This window comes from Streptomyces sp. WAC03905, from assembly GCF_057371075.1.
The window spans coordinates 1,606,496-1,626,377 of record NZ_JBXYDZ010000003.1 but is presented as its reverse complement, the minus strand read 5'-3'; the positions used below and the strand labels follow the sequence as shown (position 1 = coordinate 1,626,377).

Sequence of the window (19,882 nt, the reverse complement as noted above, 5' to 3'; positions counted from 1 at the left end):
TGTGTACGGGAAGTTTCAACAAAGTGTTGACGCCGTGTTGTGGAGAGCGTTAGCTATGCGCAGCCCGTCAAAGCAACAACAGGCCACGGAGGCCTACCGTGACTTCGAGTCCGACCCCGGGTCTCACCCGGATCAACACCTTGGACGACGGCGCGGCCACGGCCGAGCTGCACGAGGTGTGCGCCAGCTCGGCGTGGGGGAGCAAGATGCTCGCGCAGCGCCCCTTCGCCACCGCCGCATCCCTGTTCGCCGCGAACGAGACCGCCATGGCGGAGCTCACCGCGGACGACCTGGCCGAGGCGATGGGAGGCCACGCGCCGATCGGCCGGCCGAAGCCGGGAGACCCGACCTCCGCCCGTGAGCAGCGCGGCATGGCCGGTGCCTCGGAGGAGCTCAAGAACGAACTCCTCGAACTGAACCTGGCCTACCAGGAGAAGTTCGGCCACGTCTTCCTCATCTGCGCCACCGGTGCGACCGGCGAGTTCATGCGGGACGCGGTCAAGGTCCGGATCGGCAACTCGCCGGAGCAGGAGCGGGAAATCGCCCGCGGCGAGCTCGTCAAGATCAACCGGATCCGCCTGACCCGCCTCGTAGAAGGAGAGTGAGACCGACCATGAGCACCGAGACCGCGGCATCGCCGAACAGTTCCGTGTCCACGCACATCCTGGACACCAGCATCGGCAGGCCCGCCGAGGGCGTCGCCATCTCCCTGTCGGCCCGTACGGGACTCGACGGCGAGTGGGCGGCCCTGGGCGGCTCCGCCACCGATGCGGACGGGCGCTGCAAGGACCTGCCGGCGCTGCCGGAGGGCACCACCCACGTACGTCTCGACTTCGAGACCGAGACGTACTTTTCGAAGAAGCAAGCCGAGGCGCAGCAGGACGCCCCCCGCGTAAGGGACAGCGCTACGTTCTTCCCCGAGGTCACCATCACGTTCGCGGTGAACCCGGGCGAGCACTACCACGTACCGCTGCTGCTCAACCCGTTCGGCTACTCCGTTTACCGAGGGAGCTAGCATGGCCACGATTCTGGGCCAGAACCAGTACGGCAAGGCAGAGAACCGCGTCGTCAAGATCACGCGGGACGGCGACACCCACCACATCAAGGACCTGAACGTCTCGGTCGCCCTCTCCGGCGACATGGACGACGTCCACTACTCCGGCTCGAACGCGAACGTCCTGCCGACGGACACCACCAAGAACACGGTGTACGCGTTCGCCAAGGAGTACGGCATCGAGTCCGCCGAGCAGTTCGGCATCCACCTGGCCCGCTGGTTCGTGAACAGCCAGGAGCCGATCCAGCGCGCGCGCATCCGGATCGAGGAGTACGGCTGGGAGCGGATCGCCACGTCCGACGCCAACTCCAAGTTCATCGGCGCCGACGAGGTCAAGCACTCCTTCGTCCGCCAGGGCCAGGAGACCCGCGTCACCCAGATCACGTACGACGGCCAGAACTGGGAGGTCATCTCCGGCCTCAAGGACCTCGTCGTCATGAACTCCACGAACTCCGAGTTCTGGGGCTACGTGAAGGACAAGTACACGACCCTGCAGGAGGCGTACGACCGCATCCTGGCCACCCAGGTGTCGAGCCGCTGGCGCTTCAACTGGTCGGACGACGAGCAGCGGATGCCCAACTGGGAGAAGTCCTACGCCGAGACCCGCAAGCACATGCTGCAGGCCTTCGCCGAGACCTACTCCCTCTCGCTGCAGCAGACCCTGTACCAGATGGGTTCGCGCATCATCAACCACCGCTCGGAGATCGACGAGGTCCGCTTCTCGCTCCCGAACAAGCACCACTTCCTCGTCGACCTGGAGCCCTTCGGCCTCAAGAACGACAACGAGGTGTACTTCGCCGCGGACCGCCCCTACGGTCTGATCGAGGCCACGATCCTGCGGGACGGCGCCGACGCGCGCATCCCGGTGGACATGACCAACCTCTGAGAGCGCGGCACGCGCGTCCCGGGGCTCTCCGCAGTGGCCCCGGGACCGCGCGACACGACCCAACTTCCTGAATCGGCACCCGGACGCACCCCATGGGGCGGCAGTACTGTCAGCTGCCAAGGCCCCGGCTCCGGCACTCAAATCCCCTGGGTCCTGCCGTGCCCGCACCGCCACTGAAAGCACGAGGAAGTCCCATGGCAGCATCGGCAGCCCATGACAGCGCCGCCCCGCGCATCGTCATCGAGAACTGTGCGATCGCGACCGTCGACGCCAATGACACCGAGTACGCCTCGGGCCACATCGTCGTAGCAGGCAACAGGATCGAGTTCATCGGTGCGGGCAGGGCCCCCGAGAACCTCGAGAACGTCGTCCGCCGGATCGACGGCACCGGGCACCTCGTGACCCCCGGCCTGGTCAACACGCACCACCACTTCTACCAGTGGATCACGCGTGGCCTGGCCACCGACCACAACCTCTTCAACTGGCTCGTCGCGCTGTACCCGACGTGGGCGCGCATCGACGAGCAGATGACGTACACGGCCGCGCAGGGCTCGCTCGCCGCGATGGCCAAGGGTGGTGTGACCACCGCGATGGACCACCACTACGTCTTCCCCAAGGGCTCCGGCGACCTCTCCGGCTCGATCATCCGCGCCGCGTCCGAGATGGGCGTCCGCTTCACCCTCGCCCGCGGCTCGATGGACCGCAGCGAGAAGGACGGCGGCCTGCCGCCGGACCACGCCGTCGAGACCCTCGAAGGCGCGCTGGCCGACACCGAGGCGACCGTCAAGAAGTTCCACGACGCCTCCTTCGACTCCATGACCCAGGTCGCCGTCGCCCCCTGCTCGCCCTTCTCGGTCTCCACCGAGCTGCTCAAGCAGGGCGCCGAGCTGGCCCGCCGCCTCGGTGTGCGCATGCACACGCACGGCAGCGAGACGGTCGAGGAGGAGAAGTTCTGCCACGAGCTCTTCGGCATGGGCCCCACCGACTACTTCGAGTCGACCGGCTGGCTCGGCGAGGACGTGTGGATGGCGCACAGCGTCCACATGAACGACTCCGACATCGCCGCGTTCGCCCGCACCAGGACCGGTGTCGCGCACTGCCCGTCCTCCAACGCCCGTCTGGCCGCCGGCATCGCCCGCGTCCCGGACATGCTGGCCGCCGGCGTACCGGTCGGCCTCGGCGTGGACGGCACCGCCTCCAACGAGTCCGGTGAGCTCCACACCGAGCTGCGCAACGCGCTGCTGATCAACCGTCTGAACCCGGTGCACCGCGAGGCCGCGCTCAACGCCCGCCAGGCCCTGCGCCTGGGCACCTACGGCGGCGCCCAGGTCCTCGGCCGCGCCGACAACATCGGTTCGCTGGAGGTCGGCAAGTGCGCCGACCTGGTCCTGTGGAACCTGAACACCTTCCTGCACTCCTCGATCGCCGACCCGGTGACCGCCCTGGTCTTCGGTGCGGCCGCCCCGGTGACGGCGTCGTTCGTCAACGGCAAGCAGATCGTCGAGAACAACCGGCTGCTCTTCGCCGACGAGGACGCCATCGCGGTGTCCACGCGGGAAGAGGCCCAGCGCCTCGCGCGGATCGCGCAGGCCTGATCCCCCGGAGTCCGGCCGGGGGGGACGGCCCCCGGCCGGCCGCCGCGGACCCGAGCGGGGTCCGTGGGCAGCCGTTCCCGGGAGGCGCCCGAGGCAATCCGAAGGCGCTCCCGGGAGCGGTGACTCGTGCCACCCGCGCCACGGCGCATCGCGGAAGCGGCGATTGGGCGAATCGTTTCTGCACCCCTTGGGACAAGAAGTGGCTCCACCCACAACTTCATACGCGCTCGACTCGCACAGCTTTCGCACCACCTCCAAGACACCCACGTCCCTGCCGACGTGTTACCCGACCGGAGGAAGCCGTGGCCAACCCGCCCAGGTTTCGCAAAGACGCAGTCGCAGTACCGGAGGTGAAGCACCCGGTCGACGAGACCCTGCCCCCTCTGAAGATGTTCACCAGCGGCCTCCAGCACGTGGCCGCCATGTACGCGGGTGTCGTGGCCCCGCCCATGATCGTCGGCCCCGCGGTCGGACTCTCCGCCACCGAGACCGCCTTCCTGATGGGCGCCTCGCTCTTCACCGCCGGCCTCGCCACCCTCCTGCAGACCCTCGGGTTCTGGAAGGTGGGCGCCAAGCTCCCCTTCGTCAACGGCGTCTCCTTCGCCGGTGTGACCCCCATGATCGCGATAGGCAAGGGGGAGGGCGCGGACGCCCTCCCCGTCATCTTCGGAGCGATCATCGTCGCCGGAGCGATCGGCTTCGTGGCCGCCCCCTACTTCGGCAAGCTCGTCCGCTTCTTCCCACCCGTCGTCACGGGTACGGTCATCACCCTGATCGGCGTCTCGCTCCTGCCCGTCGCCTTCAACTGGTCGCAGGGCGGCAACCGCACCGCCACCGACTACGGCTCCATGCAGAACATCGGCATGGCCGCCGTCACCCTGGTGATCGTCCTGCTCCTGCGCAAGTTCCTGCGCGGCTTCCTCCAGCAGATCTCCATCCTGCTGGGCCTGGTCGCCGGTACCCTGATCGCCATCCCGCTGGGGATGACCAGCTTCGACGCCGTCAGGAACGCCTCGGTCGTCGGCTTCCCCACCCCCTTCCACTTCGGCGCCCCGCAGTTCCAGGTCGCCGCGATCGTCTCGATGTGCATCGTCATGCTCGTCTGCATGACGGAGTCCACCGCCGACATCCTGGCGCTGGGCAAGATCGTCGGCCGTCCGGCGGACGAGAAGGCCATCGCGGGAGGCCTGCGCGCCGACACCCTCGGCAGCGCGATCAGCCCGCTCTTCAACGGGTTCATGTGCAGCGCCTTCGCGCAGAACATCGGACTGGTCGCCATGACCAAGGTGCGCAGCCGCTTCGTCGTCGCCGCCGGCGGCGGCATCCTGATCCTGCTGGGCCTGTGCCCGATGGCGGCCTCCGTCATCGGCGTGGTCCCGCTGCCCGTGCTGGGCGGCGCCGGCATCGTCCTGTTCGGCTCGGTGGCCGCCAGCGGCATCCAGACCCTGGCCGGCGCGGCCATGGAGAAGGGCGAGAACGCCCTGATCGTCGCCGCCTCCGTCGGCATCGGCCTGATCCCGATCGCCGCGCCGGACTTCTACCACGCCTTCCCCAAGGACCTGCTGGTCGTCCTGGACTCCGGGATCAGCACCGGCTGCGTGGTGGCCATCGTGCTCAACCTGGCCTTCAACCACCTCGGCGCCAGGAAGGGCGCGGCCTCGGGGGCCGCACCCGAACCGGTGCCGGTCCACTGACCGGCCGTGAAGAGCACGGCGGCGCGCTCGCCACCCACTGCGGGTGTGGCGAGCGCACCGCCGTGTCCGGTACGGGCGAACCGCCGTGCGCCCGTACGTGCGGTGACGCCGCGCCGGTCAGGGCCGCCAGAGCATCAGATTGCTCATCAGCTCGGCCTGTTCGATCGCGTCGTCGAGTGCGTGGTGCGTGTGGCGCCGCCGGGAGAGCAGTTCACGGGGCATCCGCCCCTTGACCGCGGCGCGCAGCGGCACCCGCGCCTTCGTCGCGTAGAGGGTCTTCATGTCGAAGCACCCGGAATGGCCGAAGGGGCTGTCCCCGCCGAACCGGATCAGGTACCAGTACAGGAACGTCCAGTCGAAGGACGCCGGATAACCGCACATCACCGGCTGTGCGTCCGCGTCCTCGGACACCTTGCGCACCCAGGCGCGGAACGCGGCCATGGCGGCCGCCGGGTCGGTGCCCTCGCGGACCAGCCGGTCGCGGTCGAGCCCGCTGACGGCCAGCGCCTCGGGCACCCAGGTGTCGCTGATGGGCCGCAACTCCCGGTAGAAGGTGCGCCTCTCGGGATCGGCGGCCGTGTACACCTCCCCGTCCTGCCGGCCGGCTACCGCGGCCCCGAAACTGATCATCGAATACGGTCCTGGAATGGGTCCGTCGGCCTCGATGTCGACGGAGATGTAGAGACTGGGACGTGCGGTGCGGACTGCCATGCGCGCGAGCATGTCAGCCCGGACCGCCGCCGATCATCCGGTTTTCGCCCGCGGTGGCCTCAGGGTGCGGAGGTCAGGAACATCCCGGTGTGGTCGCCGCCCGCCGTGTTCCTGCAGCTGGAGGCGGAGCCCGCGGGCTGCGCCACCGCCAGGGCCAGGCAGCGGCCGGCGGCCAGCTGGCCGTAGTGGTTGGGGTGCATGGACTCCTGGATCAGGCCCTGCGACTCGTTGTTGTCGATCCAGCGCGCCCACTCGCTCGTCCTCGCCGACGCCGGGACGGTGGAACTCACCAGCTTGCTCGACTTCGCGCACACCTCGCGCCCCTGGAGCATGTCCCGCAGGTCGAGGAACTGCACGCCCTTGGCGGCGGCGACGCCCCTGATGCGGTTCGCGATCTGCGGCACGAGCGAGTCGCGCGCCCAGTCCGAGTCCCGGTTCCAGAAGGGGCAGCCGCCCGTGTTGAGCCGGCTCCAGTCGCTCTGCGTGTACCGGTTCTCGGCGCCGCGCGGGATCGGCGACGGGTAGGACTGGAGCACGATCCGGTAGGAGGAGTCGGTGTACCCGGCGCCGCGCATCACGGCCCGGATCTCGTCGACCGACTTGCCGACGTCCGCCATGACGGCGTCGATCTTCTGGTCGACGCCGTACTGCTGGTCGTCGTAGCAGTACGAGTTCCAGATGACGAAGTCCAGCGCGCAGTCCTTGATGATGTCGGCGAAGCCCAGGTCGTTGCCGCCGATGGACAGCGCGATGACCTTCACGTCGTGGCTCGCGGCCACCGCGGCCAGCTGATCGGCCTGCGGGGCCTCGCCCTTGTAGGAGACGCCGCCGTTGGAGGCGCGGAACACGTTCTGCGAGACGGCGCCGGAGCATGCGAGGTTCACGGCGACGTCGGCGATCGGCCCGGCGCTGCGCACCTCGGCGGAGTCGGAGCGGTGGCAGCCGCCGGCCGTGGTGCCGTACACCTTGGCCGGGTCGTAGGTGCTGCCGCTGACCCAGCCCCGGTCGGTGCCGTTGCGGCTCCCGGAGTTGGTCAGGCTGTTGCCCTTCCAGCGGCCGCCCTCGCCGGAGATGTAGCTGTCGCCCATCGACACCACGGCGGTGGGGCCGGTCCCGGGGGCGGCGACTGCGGTCCCGGGGCCGCCGGCGAGCAGCGCGCCGACGGCGAGTGGCACGGTCACGGCGGCACAGGCCAGTCGTCGCACCCGGCCGGCGTCGCGGTCCTTGCTGACGTTGCGGAATCCGATCACTGCGGAACTCCTGCGCTCGGCCACGCCGAAGCCGGCAACGCGCACATCGGCTGCGCTGCCGTTCGTGTGGCTGGGAAGTGGGGGTACCGCCGGCCGGTGGCACCGGAAAGGTGACACGGGCCCGGTTGTTACCGCTAGGTACGTGCAAGTTACGAACCAGTAACGACCGATCGGTCGTTCGGTCGGAGCCCCGATTCGCGCCCCCCCGGAGTCCTCCGCAGCCACTTCGTCGGGCACGTCAACCGCCCATCTGCACGGAACAGCTGACGGACAGTCCGCAGGTCGGGCACCCTGTGTGACAACGACCAGCCTTCCGGGCGAGCGCGGGCACCGGGAAGGACGAGGGGGACGGCACGCATGAAGTACAGGGTTGTGGCTGCCATCGACTTCGGGACGCACGGCTCGGGCTTCGCCTGGGCGGTGCTCCCGGCCGGAGCGGAAGGGCCCGACCAGCGCCAGATCGACTATCCGGACCAGTGGGACGACGCGCCCCTGACCTATCCGAAGAACCTTTCCGCCCTCTTCCTGGATCCCGACGGTGACGACCGCGACTGGGGGTACGCCGCCCGGCGCGCCGGCGCCGCGGGCGAACCCGGCCGGCTCGAACACGGCTTCAAGATGTGGCTCAGCCCCGAGGGCCGGGAAGACGGCCAGGGGCCCGGGGCGGGCCTCGTCGGCACCCCGGAACAGGCCGTACCGCTGATCGCGGCCTACCTGCGCCGCCTGCGCGGCGCCGCCATCGACCGGATCGTCGGCGGCGGCTTCATGGAGTCCGACATCCGCTGGTGCCTGACCGTCCCCGCCATCTGGGAGCCCGAGCAGCGCCACCTCATGCGCGACGCGGCCCGCCTGGCCGGATTCCCCGCCGACGACCGCGACCGCCTGATCCTCGTCACGGAACCGGAAGCCGCGACCGTCTACTGCGCCCAGGACGCCGCCGCCGGAATCGGCGGCCTCGGCTCCACCGCCACGCTCGTCGTCGACTGCGGGGGAGGCACCGTCGACATCGCCGCCTACCGTTGCACGCAGGACGGCGCCCTGGAGCAGCTGCGCCGCCCCTCCGGCGGCAAGCTCGGCTCGAACTACATCAACCGCCGCTTCCAGGTCCAGGTGCTCGCCCCGCGCCTGGGACAGGCCGCGTTCAAGGCACTGGAAGCGGCTCCGGCACAGCTCCTGGAGCTGATGGACGACTTCGAACGGATGAAGACCCACTTCCGCGGGGACAGTGACAGCCCGGTCAGCATCCCGATCTCGCTGAAGGCCAGCCGGATCATCGACCCCCACGGCGGCACGGAGCGCCTCGCCGCGGAACAGCAAGGGGTCGACGACCACATCGTCATCGAACCCGACGTGATGCGGGGGCTGTTCCACGGCACCACCGAACCGCTCGTGAAGCTGGTGGACACCCAGATCCGCGAACTGCTCGCCGACCCCGTCGTCGCCGCCGACGGCCTGCGCGTCATCCTCGTCGGCGGCTTCGCCCAGTCCCACTACGTGCAGAGCCGGCTCACCACCCACCTCGACCGGGAGTTCCCGGCCGGGGTCCAGCTGATGATCCCGCCCAACCCCTCCCGCGCCGTGCTCGGCGGCGCCGTGCACTACGCCTGCCGCCCCGAGGTCGTGCACTCCCGGCGCGCCTCCCACACGTACGCCGTCGAGGTCTCCGAGCGGCGCAGGTTCGGTGCCGTCTTCCGGGAGTCGGAAGCCGTACGCGCGCTCACCATCATCAAGGTCAAGGGGCAGGGCGCCTTCCGCGACGGCGTCCTCGACCCGCTCGTCTTCATGGGGGAGTCCGTACAGGTCGGCAGCGAACGGACCTACACCCTCGTTCCGCTCACCCCCGACCAGCCGGAGGTGAAGGTCGCGCTGTACGCCGTACCCGAGGTGAAGGACCTCACGGTGAACACGCCCGGCGCCCGGCGCCTGGGAACGATCGTCGTCGACATTTCCGAGTCGGTCGGCGAGGAGGAGGTCGACGACCGCGGAGTGGACCTGTACTTCACCTTCGGCGGGACCGAGATCGGTGTGGCCGCGGTCAACCCCCGCACCGGAGAACGCCGCGAAATGGTCGTCGAGTTCGCCGGAGTCCCCGAGCAGTAGGCAGCAGGCAGCAGGCAGCAGGAGAAGAGGTACGCGCGATGGAGAGCCCAGGACGTCCGGACCGAGGACTGCCCGCGTCACCGGGCCCGTGGGCCGGCGGCACACCCCCCGTGCCGTCCGCGGCGCCCCCGGCCCCGGCCTCCGCCCCGGACGGCGCACGCATGCCCTGGCGGGTGTTCCAGGAGGTGAGGGCCCTGCGCGCGGAGGTCGGTTCCCTGCGCGCCGAACGGCAGGAGGCCAAGGAGCGGATCGACAAGCTGTACGAGGTGGTGCACGGCCTGCGCGCCGACCGGACCACGGAGCTGGAGAGCGCCCACCACGAGACCTCGCAGGCGTACGGCGCCCTGCGGGACCGGATCATCGGCCACTGCCGCTCCGCCGCCGAGGCCGCCGCGGGCCGGCCCCACCACCGGGCGGAGACCCATGTGCGGCTCTGCGCCGCCGTGTTCCGCACCGTACTGGGCGAACACCCGGCGGCCGAGGAGGACTGGCACCGCACGGCCGCCGACGTGCTGGGCCCGCAGGTGCCCCTGGGTCCGGTGACGGAACTGCACCGGCAGACGGCCGAACTGCGCGCGCGCATCGCGGAACTGGGCGGCGTCCACCGCTGGAACTTCGAGCTGCGCCTCGGCCACGCCCCGGACCCGCGCCTGCACGAGGTGTGGCCGCGGGCCGACGAGCGGGAGCCGCTCAGCCTCTGCGTCGCCCCCGCCTACCAGGTGGTCGGCCGGCCCCCGCACGTCCGGCCGCTCGTCCACACCGTGATCGGACGGGTGTGACGGTGCCCGGACGCCCGTCGGACGGTTCGGTGCTCGACCGCCGCTACCGGCTGGACCGGCTGCTCGGCCGCGGCGGCATGGGCGAGGTCTGGCAGGCCACCGACCTCAGGGACGGCAGCACGCTCGCCGTCAAGACGATCCTCGGGCAGTCCCTGGACTCGCCCGACGCGCGCGCCCGGTTCCGGCACGAGGCACGGGCCCTCGAACGCGTCGTGAGCCCCTACACCGTGCGCCTGCTCGGATCCGGCTCCGACGGTGACGTCGACTACCTGGCCATGGAGTACGTCGCGGGCCGCGGCCTGGACCGGGAACTCGCGGTCCGCTTCGTCGCCGACCGCACCTGGCGCTGGGCGGCTCCCCTCCTGCGCGGGATCGTCCAGGGCATCGCCGACGTGCACGCCGCCCAGACGGTGCACCGCGACATCAAACCGTCCAACGTCCTCCTCACCGGGGACGGTTCCGTCAAGGTCTGTGACTTCGGCATCGCCAAGCTCCTGGGGCCGGAGCCCTTCACCCAGCTCACGACCCCCGGCCAGGCCATCGGCAGCGCCCCCTACATGCCCCCGGAGCAATGGAACGGGGGACCGGTCACCTACCTGGGCGACCTCTACTCCCTCGGCTGCCTCGCGTACGAACTGCTCACCGGAGTACGCCCCTTCGGCCCGTGCGCCGACCGCGAGGACTACCGCCGGGCCCACCTGGAGCAGCGGCCCGAGCGGCTGTCCGTGCTGCGTCCCGACCTGCCGGCGGCGCTGGACCTCCTCGTGTCCGCCCTGCTGGAGAAGCGCCCGGGCGACCGGCCGGCCTCCGCCGAGCTGGTCGCGGTGGTCCTGGACGTGTTCCCCCTGGAGGCCCGCGGGACCCGGTGGGCCAGGCAGCGGCTCGCCACCCACGACGCCGAGACCGACCGGATGCTGCGGGACGCCGAGAGCAACTGGCTGTCGAACCGGCCCGAGGCGGGGCTCGCCTCCAGCCGCGAGGTCGTACGCCGCAGGGTGCTGGTGAACGGCCCGAACGCGGACGCGACCCTGCGGGCGCGCCGGGTGGAGGCGGACTGCCTGTGGGCGCTGGGGGACGTCGCCGAGGCGCTGCAGCTGAGCGAGGAGCTCGCCGAGCAGCGGGTCGCGGTGCTCGGCCCGTACAACGACGAGGCGATCATGTCGCTGCGGGCCTGGGCCAGCCGGCTGTGGCACCTGGGCCGCCTCACCGAGGCGCTGGTGCCGCTGCGGCGGATAGCGCAGGCGCGCGCGGACACCCACGGGGACTACTCCCCGGAGTACCACCGGGCCAGTTACGACCTCGCGCTGTGCCTCTTCTCCTGCGGCCGGGGCGAGGAGGCGGCCCCCCTGCTGCGCGCCGTGGTGGCCGGACGCGGCGACCTGCTCGGCGCGGGGGCCCCGGAGACGCTGGAGGCGTGCCTCCTGCTGGGAGCCGTGCTGCTGGAGCAGGACGGGGCGGCGGAGGCCCTCGCGCGGCTGGAGCCCCTCGAAGCCGCCCTCGACCGGGGCTGGATCCCCAACCAGCGGCCGCCGGACCACGCCCGCGCCCTCATCGAGACGGCCCGGCAGCGCGTGAAGCGCAAGCGCTGAGCAGGCCGGGACCGCCGAGCCGGCCGGGACCGCCGAGCCGGCCGGCCGGGAAAGGACACGGCTCCGCCCCCGTGCCGTGGGCAGCGGGGGCGGAGCCGGCCGGGTCGGGCCGCTGTGCGTGTCGGCCGGATCCGGGGTGTCAGCCGACGAGCTGGTCGTAGGCGGGGAGGGTGAGGAAGTCCGCGTAGTCGGCGTCCAGGGAGACCTTCAGGAAGAGGTCGTGAGCCTGCTGCCACTTGCCGGCCGCGAAGGCCTCCTCGCCCAACTCGGAGCGCAGGGCGGCCAGTTCCTCGGCCGCCATTTCGCGGGTCAGCTCGGCGGTGGCGGTCCGGCCGTTCTCGAAGACGACCCCGGCGTTGATCCACTGCCAGATCTGCGAGCGGGAGATCTCGGCGGTGGCGGCGTCCTCCATCAGGCCGAAGATGCCGACGGCGCCGAGGCCGCGCAGCCAGGCCTCGATGTAGCGGATGCCGACCTGGACCGCGTTGCGCAGGCCTTCGTAGGTGGGCTTCGCGTCGAGGGAGTCGATCGCGATCAGCTCGCCCGGGGCGACCGAGACGTCCTCGCGCAGCCGGTCCTTCTGGTTGGGCTTGTCGCCGAGGACGGCGTCGAAGGAGGCCATGGCGATCGGGACGAGGTCGGGATGGGCGACCCAGGAGCCGTCGAAGCCGTCGCCCGCCTCGCGGTCCTTGTCGGCCTTGACCTTCGCGAAGGCGACCTTGTTGACCTCGGCGTCCTTGCGGGACGGGATGAAGGCCGCCATGCCGCCGATGGCGTGCGCGCCGCGCTTGTGGCAGGTGCGGACCAGCAGTTCGGTGTACGCGCGCATGAAGGGGGCGGTCATCGTCACCGCGTTGCGGTCCGGCAGGACGAACTTCTCGCCGCCGTCGCGGAAGTTCTTCACGATGGAGAAGAGGTAGTCCCAGCGTCCCGCGTTCAGGCCCGCCGCGTGGTCGCGCAGCTCGTAGAGGATCTCGTCCATCTCGTACGCGGCGGTGATCGTCTCGATCAGGACGGTCGCGCGGACGGTGCCCTGGGGGATGCCGACGTAGTCCTGGGCGAAGACGAAGATGTCGTTCCAGAGGCGCGCCTCCAGGTGCGACTCCGTCTTCGGCAGGTAGAAGTACGGGCCCTTGCCGAGGTCGATCAGACGCTTGGCGTTGTGGAAGAAGTACAGGCCGAAGTCGACGAGGGAGCCGGAGGCCGGGCCGCCCTCGAACTGCAGATGGCGCTCCTCCAGGTGCCAGCCGCGCGGGCGCATCACGACGGTCGCGAGCTCCCCGGCGGGCTTGAGGGCGTACGACTTGCCGGTGCGGGGGTCGGTGAAGTCGATGCGGCGCTCGTAGGCGTCGATCAGGTTGAGCTGGCCGAGGACGACGTTCTCCCAGGTGGGAGCGGAGGCGTCCTCGAAGTCGGCGAGCCAGACCTTGGCGCCCGAGTTCAGGGCGTTGATGGTCATCTTGCGGTCCGTCGGACCGGTGATCTCCACACGGCGGTCGTTCAGCGCGGCCGGGGCCGGCGCCACCTTCCAGTCGCCCTCGCGGACCTGTGCGGTGTCCGGGAGGAAGTCGAGGGTGGAGGTCCGGGCGATCTCGGCACGGCGCTCGCCGCGGCGGGCGAGGAGCTCGGCGCGGCGGGGGGCGAACCGCCGGTGGAGCTCGGCCACGAACGCGAGGGCCGCTTCGGTGAGGACTTCGTCCTGCCGCGGCAGGGGCTCGGCGTCGACGATGGCCAGCGGGGACGGCGCTGGTGCGGACATAACTGTCACTCCTTCAGCGGCGGTGCCTGGCGGCCGCGGGGAATGCTCGCGCGAGACGGCACGCAGTGCCGTCGGGTGTGGAGAGTTCCGAAATACGGTCGCGGGCGCCGTCTGTGGGTTCAGGGCGCTTCTGACCAGTGGATAGTAATTTCCTCATGGTGGAAGTTCAATGGTTTGTTGATGTCGAGATTCTCTGAGTCGACAGATTCCATTTTCCGGTGGCCCTCAGTGCCACTGCCGTCACGCGGTGCTCAGGCGAGTCGTGCCAGGTCGGGCGGCGTGTCGATGTCGAAGGCCTCCGCGACGTCCGAGCACTCCACCAGCATGAGCTCTCCGGCGTGGCGCGCCAGATGGACCCGTGCCCCCTTGTCGCCCGTCGCCGTAGCCGCGATGTCGGCCCATCGGTCCGCCCCGAAGAGCACGGGGTGCCCGCGCTCGCCGTCGTACGCCGCCGCCACCAGGCTCGCGGGGGAGCGGTATGCCTCCCGGACCCGGGCCACCGCCGCCGGGCCGATGCCCGGCTGGTCCACCAGCGACACCAGGGCCGCGCCGGCGCCCGTACCGGCCAATGAGGCGAGGCCGACCCGCAGCGAGGAACCCATCCCCTCCGCCCAGTCCGGATTGTCCACGACCACGCATCCGGACAGGTCGGCCCGCTCGCGGACCTCGGCCGCCGCGGCCCCGAGGACCACGTGCACCGGGGCGCAGCCCGCCTCCCGCAACACCCGCACGGCGTTCTCCACCAGCGGCCGGCCGCGGTAGGGCAGCAGGGCCTTGGGGCGGCCCCCGAGCCGGCGACCGCCGCCGGCGGCCAGGAGCAGTCCCGCGATCACGGGCGAATCGGAGTGCGTGGTGGCTGACATGCCACCGATTCTCGCTCCTGGGCACGGCCTCGCGGCCGCCGTTCCAGGAAGCGCCGCACGGCGGCCGACGCGGCCGCGATCCGCAGCGGACGGGCGATCCGGTCCTCGGCGGCCGCCAGCAGGGCACGTTCGTCACGGTCGGTCAGCATCTCGGCTTCTCCTTGCCAATCGGGGGCCAATGCCGCGAGTCTGGTCCTGGATTGGCCTGGCCGTCAGAGCCAATCAGGGGAGGTTGGCATGGCGAACGGGCGAGTGGTCCACACAGCGGACAGAACCATCGGCAGCCGCCAGCTCGCCGCGCTGCTCCCCGCAGCCGTACTGGCCCGCCCCGGCTACCGGGCGCTCGCCGACGCCCTGCGCACGCTGGTCCTCGACGGCCGCATCCCCCTCCACGTCCGCCTGCCCGCCGAACGCGAACTCGCCGAGGCCGTCGGCGCCAGCCGGGCCACCGTCACCGGTGCCTACGACCTGCTGCGCGAGAGCGGCTACGTCCGCAGCCGGCGCGGCTCCGGCACCTGGACCGAACTCCCCGAGGGCCACCGCCCCGTCGGTGCCCACGCCCTCCTCGGCTCCGGCGGCCACAGCGCCGACGGCGACCCCGGCATCGACCTCGCCATCGCCGCCATGGGCGCCCCCGACGTCGCCCTCGCCGACGCCGTCGCCCGGGCCGCACCACGGCTGCCCGAGGCCGCCCGCACCCCCGGATACCACCCCTTCGGCCTGCCAGAGCTGCGCGCCGCCGTCGCCGACCGCTTCACCCGGCGCGGCCTGCCCACCCGCCCCGAGCAGATCCTGGTCACCTCCGGCGCCCAACAGGCCTTCGCCCTCGTGGTCAGCCTGCTCTGCCGCGCCGGGGACCGGGTCGTCACCGAGAACCCCACCTACGCCAACGCCCTCGACGCACTGCGCCACGCCCGCCTGCGCACCGGTTCCATCGCCGTCTCCGACACGGGCTGGGACATGGAGATCGCCGAGTCCACGCTGCGCCAGACCGTGCCCAGGCTGGCGTACGTGATCCCCGACTTCCACAACCCGACCGGCGCCCTCATGCCCGAGGAGGAGCGGCTGCGGCTGCTCGCGGCGGCCCGGCGCACCGGCACCTGGCTGGTCGTCGACGAGACCATCGCCGACATCGCCCTGGACGTCCCCGCCCCCGCCCCCCTGGCCTCCCTGGCCCCGCGCGGCGGCGCCGACCACGTGGTGACCATCGGCTCGCTCAGCAAGACCCACTGGGGCGGCCTGCGCGTCGGCTGGGTCCGGGCCACCGCGAAGATGATCACCGAGCTGACGGCCGTACGCGTCTGCGCCGACATGACCGGCTCCGTCCTCGACCAGCTCGTCGCGCTCCCGCTGCTGGACGGCATGGACCGCACCCTGCCCGCACGCCTCGACGAGCTGCGCGGCCGCCGCGCCGCCCTGGAGGACGCCCTCCAGCGGCACACCCCGGAATGGTCCTGGCGGACCCCGCCGGGCGGCCTCTCGCTCTGGGTCGACCTCGGCGAACCGGTCAGCTCCGCCCTCGCCGAACGGGCCGCGGCCGCCGGGGTCCACATCGGCCGCGGCGCCCGCTTCGGCGTGGACCCGGGCACCTTCGAACACCGCCTGCGCATCCCGTACACCCTCCCCGCCGACCGCCTGGACGAAGGCGTGCGCCGCCTCGCGGCCGCCTTCCACGACGGCGTCCCCCTGCCCCCGTCGGTGGACCGGCCGCACTGGGTCGCCTGACGGGTGCCCCGCGGCCGCCCTCCGGTCAGCCGACGCCCAGGGCCACCAGGCAGGTGTCGTCCTCGTGCTCGTCCGACGCGTACGCGTCCAGGATGCGGTCGAGGGTGTCCTGCGGGCCCAGTCCGTCGCACCGCGCCAGCACCTTGGCCAGGGTCTCGACGCTGTCGGCGATGTCCTCGCCCCGCCGCTCCACCATGCCGTCCGTGTAGAGCAGCAGCAGGTCACCCGGCCGCAGGTCCGTCGTCGCGGTCTCGTACGCGTGCCCCGGCAGCAGCCCGAACAGCGGACCGCGGTGTTCCGTGCCCAGCGCCGAGGCCGCGCCGTCCCGCAGCAGCAGGGGCGCCGGGTGCCCCGCGCACGCCCAGCGGAACCGGCGCCGCGTGTCGATGTGCCCGATGACCCCGGTCGCCGTCTCGGCCGAGGGATCGGCGCACAGCAGCTCGTTGAGCCAGGTGGTCAACTGGCCGGCATGGGTCCCCGGGGCGTGCGCGAGACCCGCCAGCGCGTGCCGCTGCTGCGCCATCCGGGCCACCGCGCCCAGGCCGTGGCCGCAGGCGTCGCCGATGGCCAGCAGGATCCGGCCGTCCGGCAGCAGCCGGCACTTGTACCAGTCCCCGCCCACCGCGGCGTCCGCCTCCGCCGGGACGTAGGCGGCCGCCACGGACAGGCCCGCCTCGGCCAGCTCGGCGGAGACCGTCGGCAGCAGCGCCTCCCGCAGGGCGGAGGCGACCCGCCGCTCCGCGGCCGCCTCCTCCCGCAGCCGGTCGGACTGCCGGCGCGTCGCGGCGAGCCGCTGACGGCTGCGGACCTGCGACGTCAGGTCGCGGGCGATGACGTGCACCGACCAGGGCAGCCCGTCGGTCGCGATCACCGGATGCCCCACCAGGTGCAGGGTCCGGACCTCGCCCAGCACGCTGAAGCGGATCTCGGTCCCCGACGGCTCCTCCCCGTCCACCAGCGCCACCAGGAACTTCGCGAAGCGCGGTACGTCCTCCAACAGGACCGTGTCGCACAGCTCCGCGAGCTCCAGGGGCCGTGCCGGATCGGTGCGGAAGATCGACGACAGCCCCTCCGACCACACCACCTCCCCGGACAGCAGGTCCCACGTGCCCCAGCCCATGGACGCGATGTACTGGGCGTCGAGCGAGAGCAGCTCCCCGCGGCTGTGCGCCGCCCGCCACGTCGCCAGCACCTGGCCGCCGCAGGAGGAGGCGTCGTAGAGCAGCTTCGTGCGGTGCAGCCCGTCGCTGCGCTGCTCGGTGTAGTCGAGGGCGTACGCCTTCAGGGCGCGCCCGGTCCGCAGTACGGCATCCAGGGCTCCGACGAGCCCGCCGACCGCCGCGCCGGGCTGCACCTCCAGCAGCCGGCGGCCGATCTGGCGGTCGGGGGCCTCCAGCCACTCGGCCGCGCGCACGTGGTTGCCCGCCTTGACCGTGAAGTCGACCGTCACCCCGGCCCCGTCGCGCACGGGGGTGAACAGCGCCGCCGACAGCGGAATGGCGGGCAGGGTCGCGCAGACGCACGCCCACGGGTCGTGCTCCCCGCCCGCGTCGCCGCAGCCGTGCCCCGGCCCTGCGGAACCGCAGGAGCAGGCCTGCGCGCCCTCGTCCCGCGCGAGCCCGCCCGGGGCGGGGTCCGGCCCCCCGTCCAGCCGCACCCCGGCACCGTGCCGGGCGACCTCCCGCAGGGCCCGCACCTCGCGGGCCAGGTGCTGTTTCAGCGTCTCGGGGTCCTGGGGCACCAGCGGGCTCATGCGCCTCTCCCTCCGTCCGGCGGTGCGGGCTGCCGAGGGGCGCCTGCCCACCTGCCCCCCGTCCACGCCCACCCGGGCACCGCGGGCACCGCGCGCACTACGGGGGCCGCCGGCGCCCTACGGCGTGCGGATCAGGCGGCGGGTCGCGGCCGCCGCGACGGCGGCCGTGCGGGACTCGACGCCCAGCTTCGCGTACACGTGCACCAGGTGGGACTTGACCGTGGCCTGGCTGAGGAAGAGCCGCTTGGAGATCTGCTGGTTCGACAGGCCGTCCGCCACCAGCTGGAGCACCTCCAGCTCCCGCTTGGTCAGCGCCTCCGCCGGCGTCCGCATCCGGTCCATCAGGCGCAGCGCCACCGCCGGGGCCAGGGCCGACTGGCCCGCGGCGGCCGTGCGCACGGCCGCCGCGAGCTCCTCCGGCGGGGCGTCCTTCAGCAGGTAGCCCGAGGCGCCGGCCTCCACCGCCGCCAGGATGTCAGCGTCCGTGTCGTAGGTGGTCAGCACCAGCACCCGGGGGGCGCCGGGGCGGCTCGTGATCAGTGCCGTCGCCTCGGCACCGTGCATGCCCGGCCCGAACTGCAGGTCCATCAGCACCACGTCCACGCCTTCGCCGGCGGCCAGCTCCACCGCCCGCTCGGCGGTCGAGGCCTCGGCCACCACCGCGAAGTCCGCCTCGGTGTCCAGCACCGCGCGCAGGCCCGCCCGGACCACGGGATGGTCGTCGGCGAGCAGGAGACGGACGGTCACCGGGCCTCCACGGGTTCCGTGTGCTCCAGGTGTTCCAGGGGCAGCGGCAGGGTCACGGCCACGGCGGTGCCCTGGCCCGGGTCGGACTCCACGGTGAACAGCCCGCCCAGCGACTCGGCGCGCGAGCGCATGGCGGGAAGCCCGAAGCCCCGGTCGGCGGAGCCGGATGCCGCGCCCGGTCCGGGCGCGGCCGAGGCCGGGCAGAAGCCGTCCCCGTCGTCGACGATGTCCAGCGTGACCGAGGCGTCCATGAAGGTCAGCGTGATCTCGGCGCGCCCGGCCCGGGCGTGGCGCACCACGTTGGCCAGCGCCGACTGGGCGATCCGCAGCAGTGCCACCTCGTACGGGGTGGGCAGCACCCGCGGCCGGCCGCTCAGCGAGAACCGCACCCGCGGCCCCGGCACCCCCGCGCACAGCCGCTCCAGCGCCGCGGCGAGCGAGCCGTGCTCCAGGTCCGGCGGCGTGAGGGCCCGTACGAAGCGCCGCGCCTCCGCGAGGTTGTCCTGCGCGGCCTGACGGGCCCGGGCGATGTGCGGCGCCGCCGGGGCCCCCTCCGGCAGTACCCGCTCGGCGGCCCGCAGCAGCAGCTGGATCGAGGACAGGCCCTGCGCGAGGGTGTCGTGGATCTCCCGGGCCAGGCGCTCGCGCTCGGCCAGGATCCCGGCGCTGCGCTCGGCCGCGGCCAGCTCGGCCCGCGTCGCGATCAGCTCCTCGATCAGCTCCCGGCGGCGTTCGCTCTCGCGGTACAGCGCCTGGTAGCCCAGTACGGTCGCCACGGCCACGGCCGCGCCGAGCAGCGGGCCAAGGAAGGCCCCCGGGGTCGCGGCGCTGCTGTGCGCGAGGAAGCCGCCGATGGCGGCGCAGGCGGTCACCGCGACGGCCGTGACACCCCAGCGCAGCCGCAGCAGGTGCAGCTCCAGGAAGTACAGCGGGAACGCGATCCACAACCCGTCGGGGGAGAGCGTCAGCAGGCCGGCCCAGACCGCGCCGAGCGCGGCCAGCCACAGCGCGGCCGCCCGTTGCGAGCGGAGCACGGCGGGCGTCCGTACGCCGGCCGCGTACACGGCGGCGAGCAGCGCACTGGCGGCGACCACCCAGCCGGCCCGCGGCGCGGAGTCGGCGACGGCCCGGCTCGCGGCCAGTGCGAGCAGCCCGAGGAACAGGGCGTGCAGGCACAGCTTCAGCACGTGCGAGACGGGCGTCAGGGACCGGGCGGCGGGCGCGTCCGGGGACGCGCCGGCACCGGGCGGCACGGGGGGAACGGGGCGGGCGGGGGGAGCTGCAGCAGTCATGTCCCGACCAGCGTAGAGCGGTCCCGGCCGGCCCCGGTCAATCGAAAGTTCGATGTCCGGGTGCGCCCTTCGATGCGGGGATCGC

17 protein-coding genes are annotated in these 19,882 nt (G+C 72.3%); 9 read left to right on the top strand and 8 right to left on the bottom strand.

Features of this window, described 5'->3' with window-relative positions; genetic code table 11:
* The first annotated feature begins 98 nt into the window (after positions 1–98).
* From uraD to AC2RP6_RS10000, 5 genes are all read left to right on the top strand, one after another.
* Positions 99–605, top strand: a complete 507-nt coding sequence (gene uraD / locus AC2RP6_RS10020; protein ID WP_486445904.1) for a 2-oxo-4-hydroxy-4-carboxy-5-ureidoimidazoline decarboxylase — start codon at positions 99–101, stop codon at positions 603–605.
* Between the two features lie 8 nt (positions 606–613).
* Positions 614–1,015: a hydroxyisourate hydrolase gene (gene uraH, locus AC2RP6_RS10015; RefSeq protein WP_486445903.1), complete on the top strand. Its 402-nt coding sequence runs from the start codon at positions 614–616 to the stop codon at positions 1,013–1,015.
* Between the two features lies 1 nt (position 1,016).
* On the top strand, positions 1,017–1,940 hold the full coding sequence (gene pucL / locus AC2RP6_RS10010) for a factor-independent urate hydroxylase (protein WP_030656696.1): 924 nt from the start codon (positions 1,017–1,019) through the stop codon (positions 1,938–1,940).
* A gap of 194 nt (positions 1,941–2,134) precedes the next feature.
* Positions 2,135–3,535 carry an 8-oxoguanine deaminase gene (locus tag AC2RP6_RS10005; protein WP_486445902.1) on the top strand — a complete coding sequence of 467 codons (1,401 nt, stop codon included), beginning with the start codon at positions 2,135–2,137 and terminating at the stop codon, positions 3,533–3,535.
* 302 nt (positions 3,536–3,837) lie between these two features.
* The gene (locus AC2RP6_RS10000; RefSeq protein WP_486445901.1) at positions 3,838–5,229 is read left to right on the top strand and encodes a nucleobase:cation symporter-2 family protein; all 1,392 of its coding nucleotides are present in this window, start codon (positions 3,838–3,840) and stop codon (positions 5,227–5,229) included.
* A gap of 117 nt (positions 5,230–5,346) precedes the next feature.
* Here the strand turns inward: AC2RP6_RS10000 and AC2RP6_RS09995 are convergent, their stop codons facing one another.
* Entirely contained in the window at positions 5,347–5,940 is a 594-nt protein-coding gene (locus AC2RP6_RS09995; protein ID WP_486445900.1) for a 3'-5' exoribonuclease domain-containing protein, read from the bottom strand.
* 59 nt (positions 5,941–5,999) lie between these two features.
* Positions 6,000–7,187 carry a GDSL-type esterase/lipase family protein gene (locus AC2RP6_RS09990; protein WP_486450276.1) on the bottom strand — a complete coding sequence of 396 codons (1,188 nt, stop codon included), beginning with the start codon at positions 7,185–7,187 and terminating at the stop codon, positions 6,000–6,002.
* A 360-nt stretch (positions 7,188–7,547) separates the two neighbouring features.
* Between AC2RP6_RS09990 and AC2RP6_RS09985 the strand changes: the two genes are divergently transcribed.
* From AC2RP6_RS09985 to AC2RP6_RS09975, 3 genes are all read left to right on the top strand, one after another.
* Positions 7,548–9,290: an Hsp70 family protein gene (locus AC2RP6_RS09985; protein WP_486445899.1), complete on the top strand. Its 1,743-nt coding sequence runs from the start codon at positions 7,548–7,550 to the stop codon at positions 9,288–9,290.
* Positions 9,291–9,451: 161 nt separating this feature from the next.
* On the top strand, positions 9,452–10,069 hold the full coding sequence (locus AC2RP6_RS09980; protein ID WP_486445898.1) for a hypothetical protein: 618 nt from the start codon (positions 9,452–9,454) through the stop codon (positions 10,067–10,069).
* Between the two features lie 2 nt (positions 10,070–10,071).
* On the top strand, positions 10,072–11,658 hold the full coding sequence (locus AC2RP6_RS09975; RefSeq protein WP_486445897.1) for a serine/threonine-protein kinase: 1,587 nt from the start codon (positions 10,072–10,074) through the stop codon (positions 11,656–11,658).
* A 139-nt stretch (positions 11,659–11,797) separates the two neighbouring features.
* Here AC2RP6_RS09975 and aceB read toward each other — a convergent pair whose 3' ends face one another.
* The 3 genes from aceB to AC2RP6_RS09960 all read right to left on the bottom strand — a co-directional run bounded on the left by aceB (position 11,798) and on the right by AC2RP6_RS09960 (position 14,429).
* Entirely contained in the window at positions 11,798–13,417 is a 1,620-nt protein-coding gene (gene aceB / locus AC2RP6_RS09970) for a malate synthase A (protein ID WP_486445896.1), read from the bottom strand.
* Between the two features lie 251 nt (positions 13,418–13,668).
* Positions 13,669–14,280 carry a nucleotidyltransferase family protein gene (locus AC2RP6_RS09965; RefSeq protein ID WP_486445895.1) on the bottom strand — a complete coding sequence of 204 codons (612 nt, stop codon included), beginning with the start codon at positions 14,278–14,280 and terminating at the stop codon, positions 13,669–13,671.
* Positions 14,247–14,429: a hypothetical protein gene (locus tag AC2RP6_RS09960; RefSeq protein ID WP_486445894.1), complete on the bottom strand. Its 183-nt coding sequence runs from the start codon at positions 14,427–14,429 to the stop codon at positions 14,247–14,249. The genes AC2RP6_RS09965 and AC2RP6_RS09960 overlap by 34 nt, the downstream gene beginning before the upstream one ends.
* An 88-nt stretch (positions 14,430–14,517) precedes the next feature.
* On the opposite strand from AC2RP6_RS09960, the gene yczR reads away from it, so the two are divergent.
* Positions 14,518–16,005, top strand: coding sequence for a MocR-like transcription factor YczR (gene yczR / locus AC2RP6_RS09955; RefSeq protein WP_486445893.1), 1,488 nt, complete (start codon positions 14,518–14,520; stop codon positions 16,003–16,005).
* 25 nt (positions 16,006–16,030) lie between these two features.
* Here yczR and AC2RP6_RS09950 read toward each other — a convergent pair whose 3' ends face one another.
* From AC2RP6_RS09950 to AC2RP6_RS09940, 3 genes are all read right to left on the bottom strand, one after another.
* On the bottom strand, positions 16,031–17,758 hold the full coding sequence (locus AC2RP6_RS09950) for a PP2C family protein-serine/threonine phosphatase (protein WP_486445892.1): 1,728 nt from the start codon (positions 17,756–17,758) through the stop codon (positions 16,031–16,033).
* 117 nt (positions 17,759–17,875) lie between these two features.
* Positions 17,876–18,505: a response regulator gene (locus tag AC2RP6_RS09945; protein ID WP_486445891.1), complete on the bottom strand. Its 630-nt coding sequence runs from the start codon at positions 18,503–18,505 to the stop codon at positions 17,876–17,878.
* Positions 18,502–19,797: a sensor histidine kinase gene (locus AC2RP6_RS09940; protein ID WP_486445890.1), complete on the bottom strand. Its 1,296-nt coding sequence runs from the start codon at positions 19,795–19,797 to the stop codon at positions 18,502–18,504. The genes AC2RP6_RS09945 and AC2RP6_RS09940 overlap by 4 nt, the downstream gene beginning before the upstream one ends.
* Positions 19,798–19,882: the final 85 nt, after the last annotated feature.

Coding starts and splice junctions, on each gene's coding strand:
- uraH (WP_486445903.1), top strand. CDS start 614: ATGAGCACCGAGACCGCGGCATCGCCGAACAGTTCCGTGTCCACGCAC.
- pucL (WP_030656696.1), top strand. CDS start 1,017: ATGGCCACGATTCTGGGCCAGAACCAGTACGGCAAGGCAGAGAACCGC.
- AC2RP6_RS10005 (WP_486445902.1), top strand. CDS start 2,135: ATGGCAGCATCGGCAGCCCATGACAGCGCCGCCCCGCGCATCGTCATC.
- AC2RP6_RS09995 (WP_486445900.1), bottom strand. CDS start 5,940: ATGGCAGTCCGCACCGCACGTCCCAGTCTCTACATCTCCGTCGACATC.
- AC2RP6_RS09985 (WP_486445899.1), top strand. CDS start 7,548: ATGAAGTACAGGGTTGTGGCTGCCATCGACTTCGGGACGCACGGCTCG.
- AC2RP6_RS09980 (WP_486445898.1), top strand. CDS start 9,452: ATGCCCTGGCGGGTGTTCCAGGAGGTGAGGGCCCTGCGCGCGGAGGTC.
- aceB (WP_486445896.1), bottom strand. CDS start 13,417: ATGTCCGCACCAGCGCCGTCCCCGCTGGCCATCGTCGACGCCGAGCCC.
- AC2RP6_RS09965 (WP_486445895.1), bottom strand. CDS start 14,280: ATGTCAGCCACCACGCACTCCGATTCGCCCGTGATCGCGGGACTGCTC.
- AC2RP6_RS09960 (WP_486445894.1), bottom strand. CDS start 14,429: ATGCTGACCGACCGTGACGAACGTGCCCTGCTGGCGGCCGCCGAGGAC.
- yczR (WP_486445893.1), top strand. CDS start 14,518: ATGGCGAACGGGCGAGTGGTCCACACAGCGGACAGAACCATCGGCAGC.
- AC2RP6_RS09950 (WP_486445892.1), bottom strand. CDS start 17,758: ATGAGCCCGCTGGTGCCCCAGGACCCCGAGACGCTGAAACAGCACCTG.
- AC2RP6_RS09940 (WP_486445890.1), bottom strand. CDS start 19,797: ATGACTGCTGCAGCTCCCCCCGCCCGCCCCGTTCCCCCCGTGCCGCCC.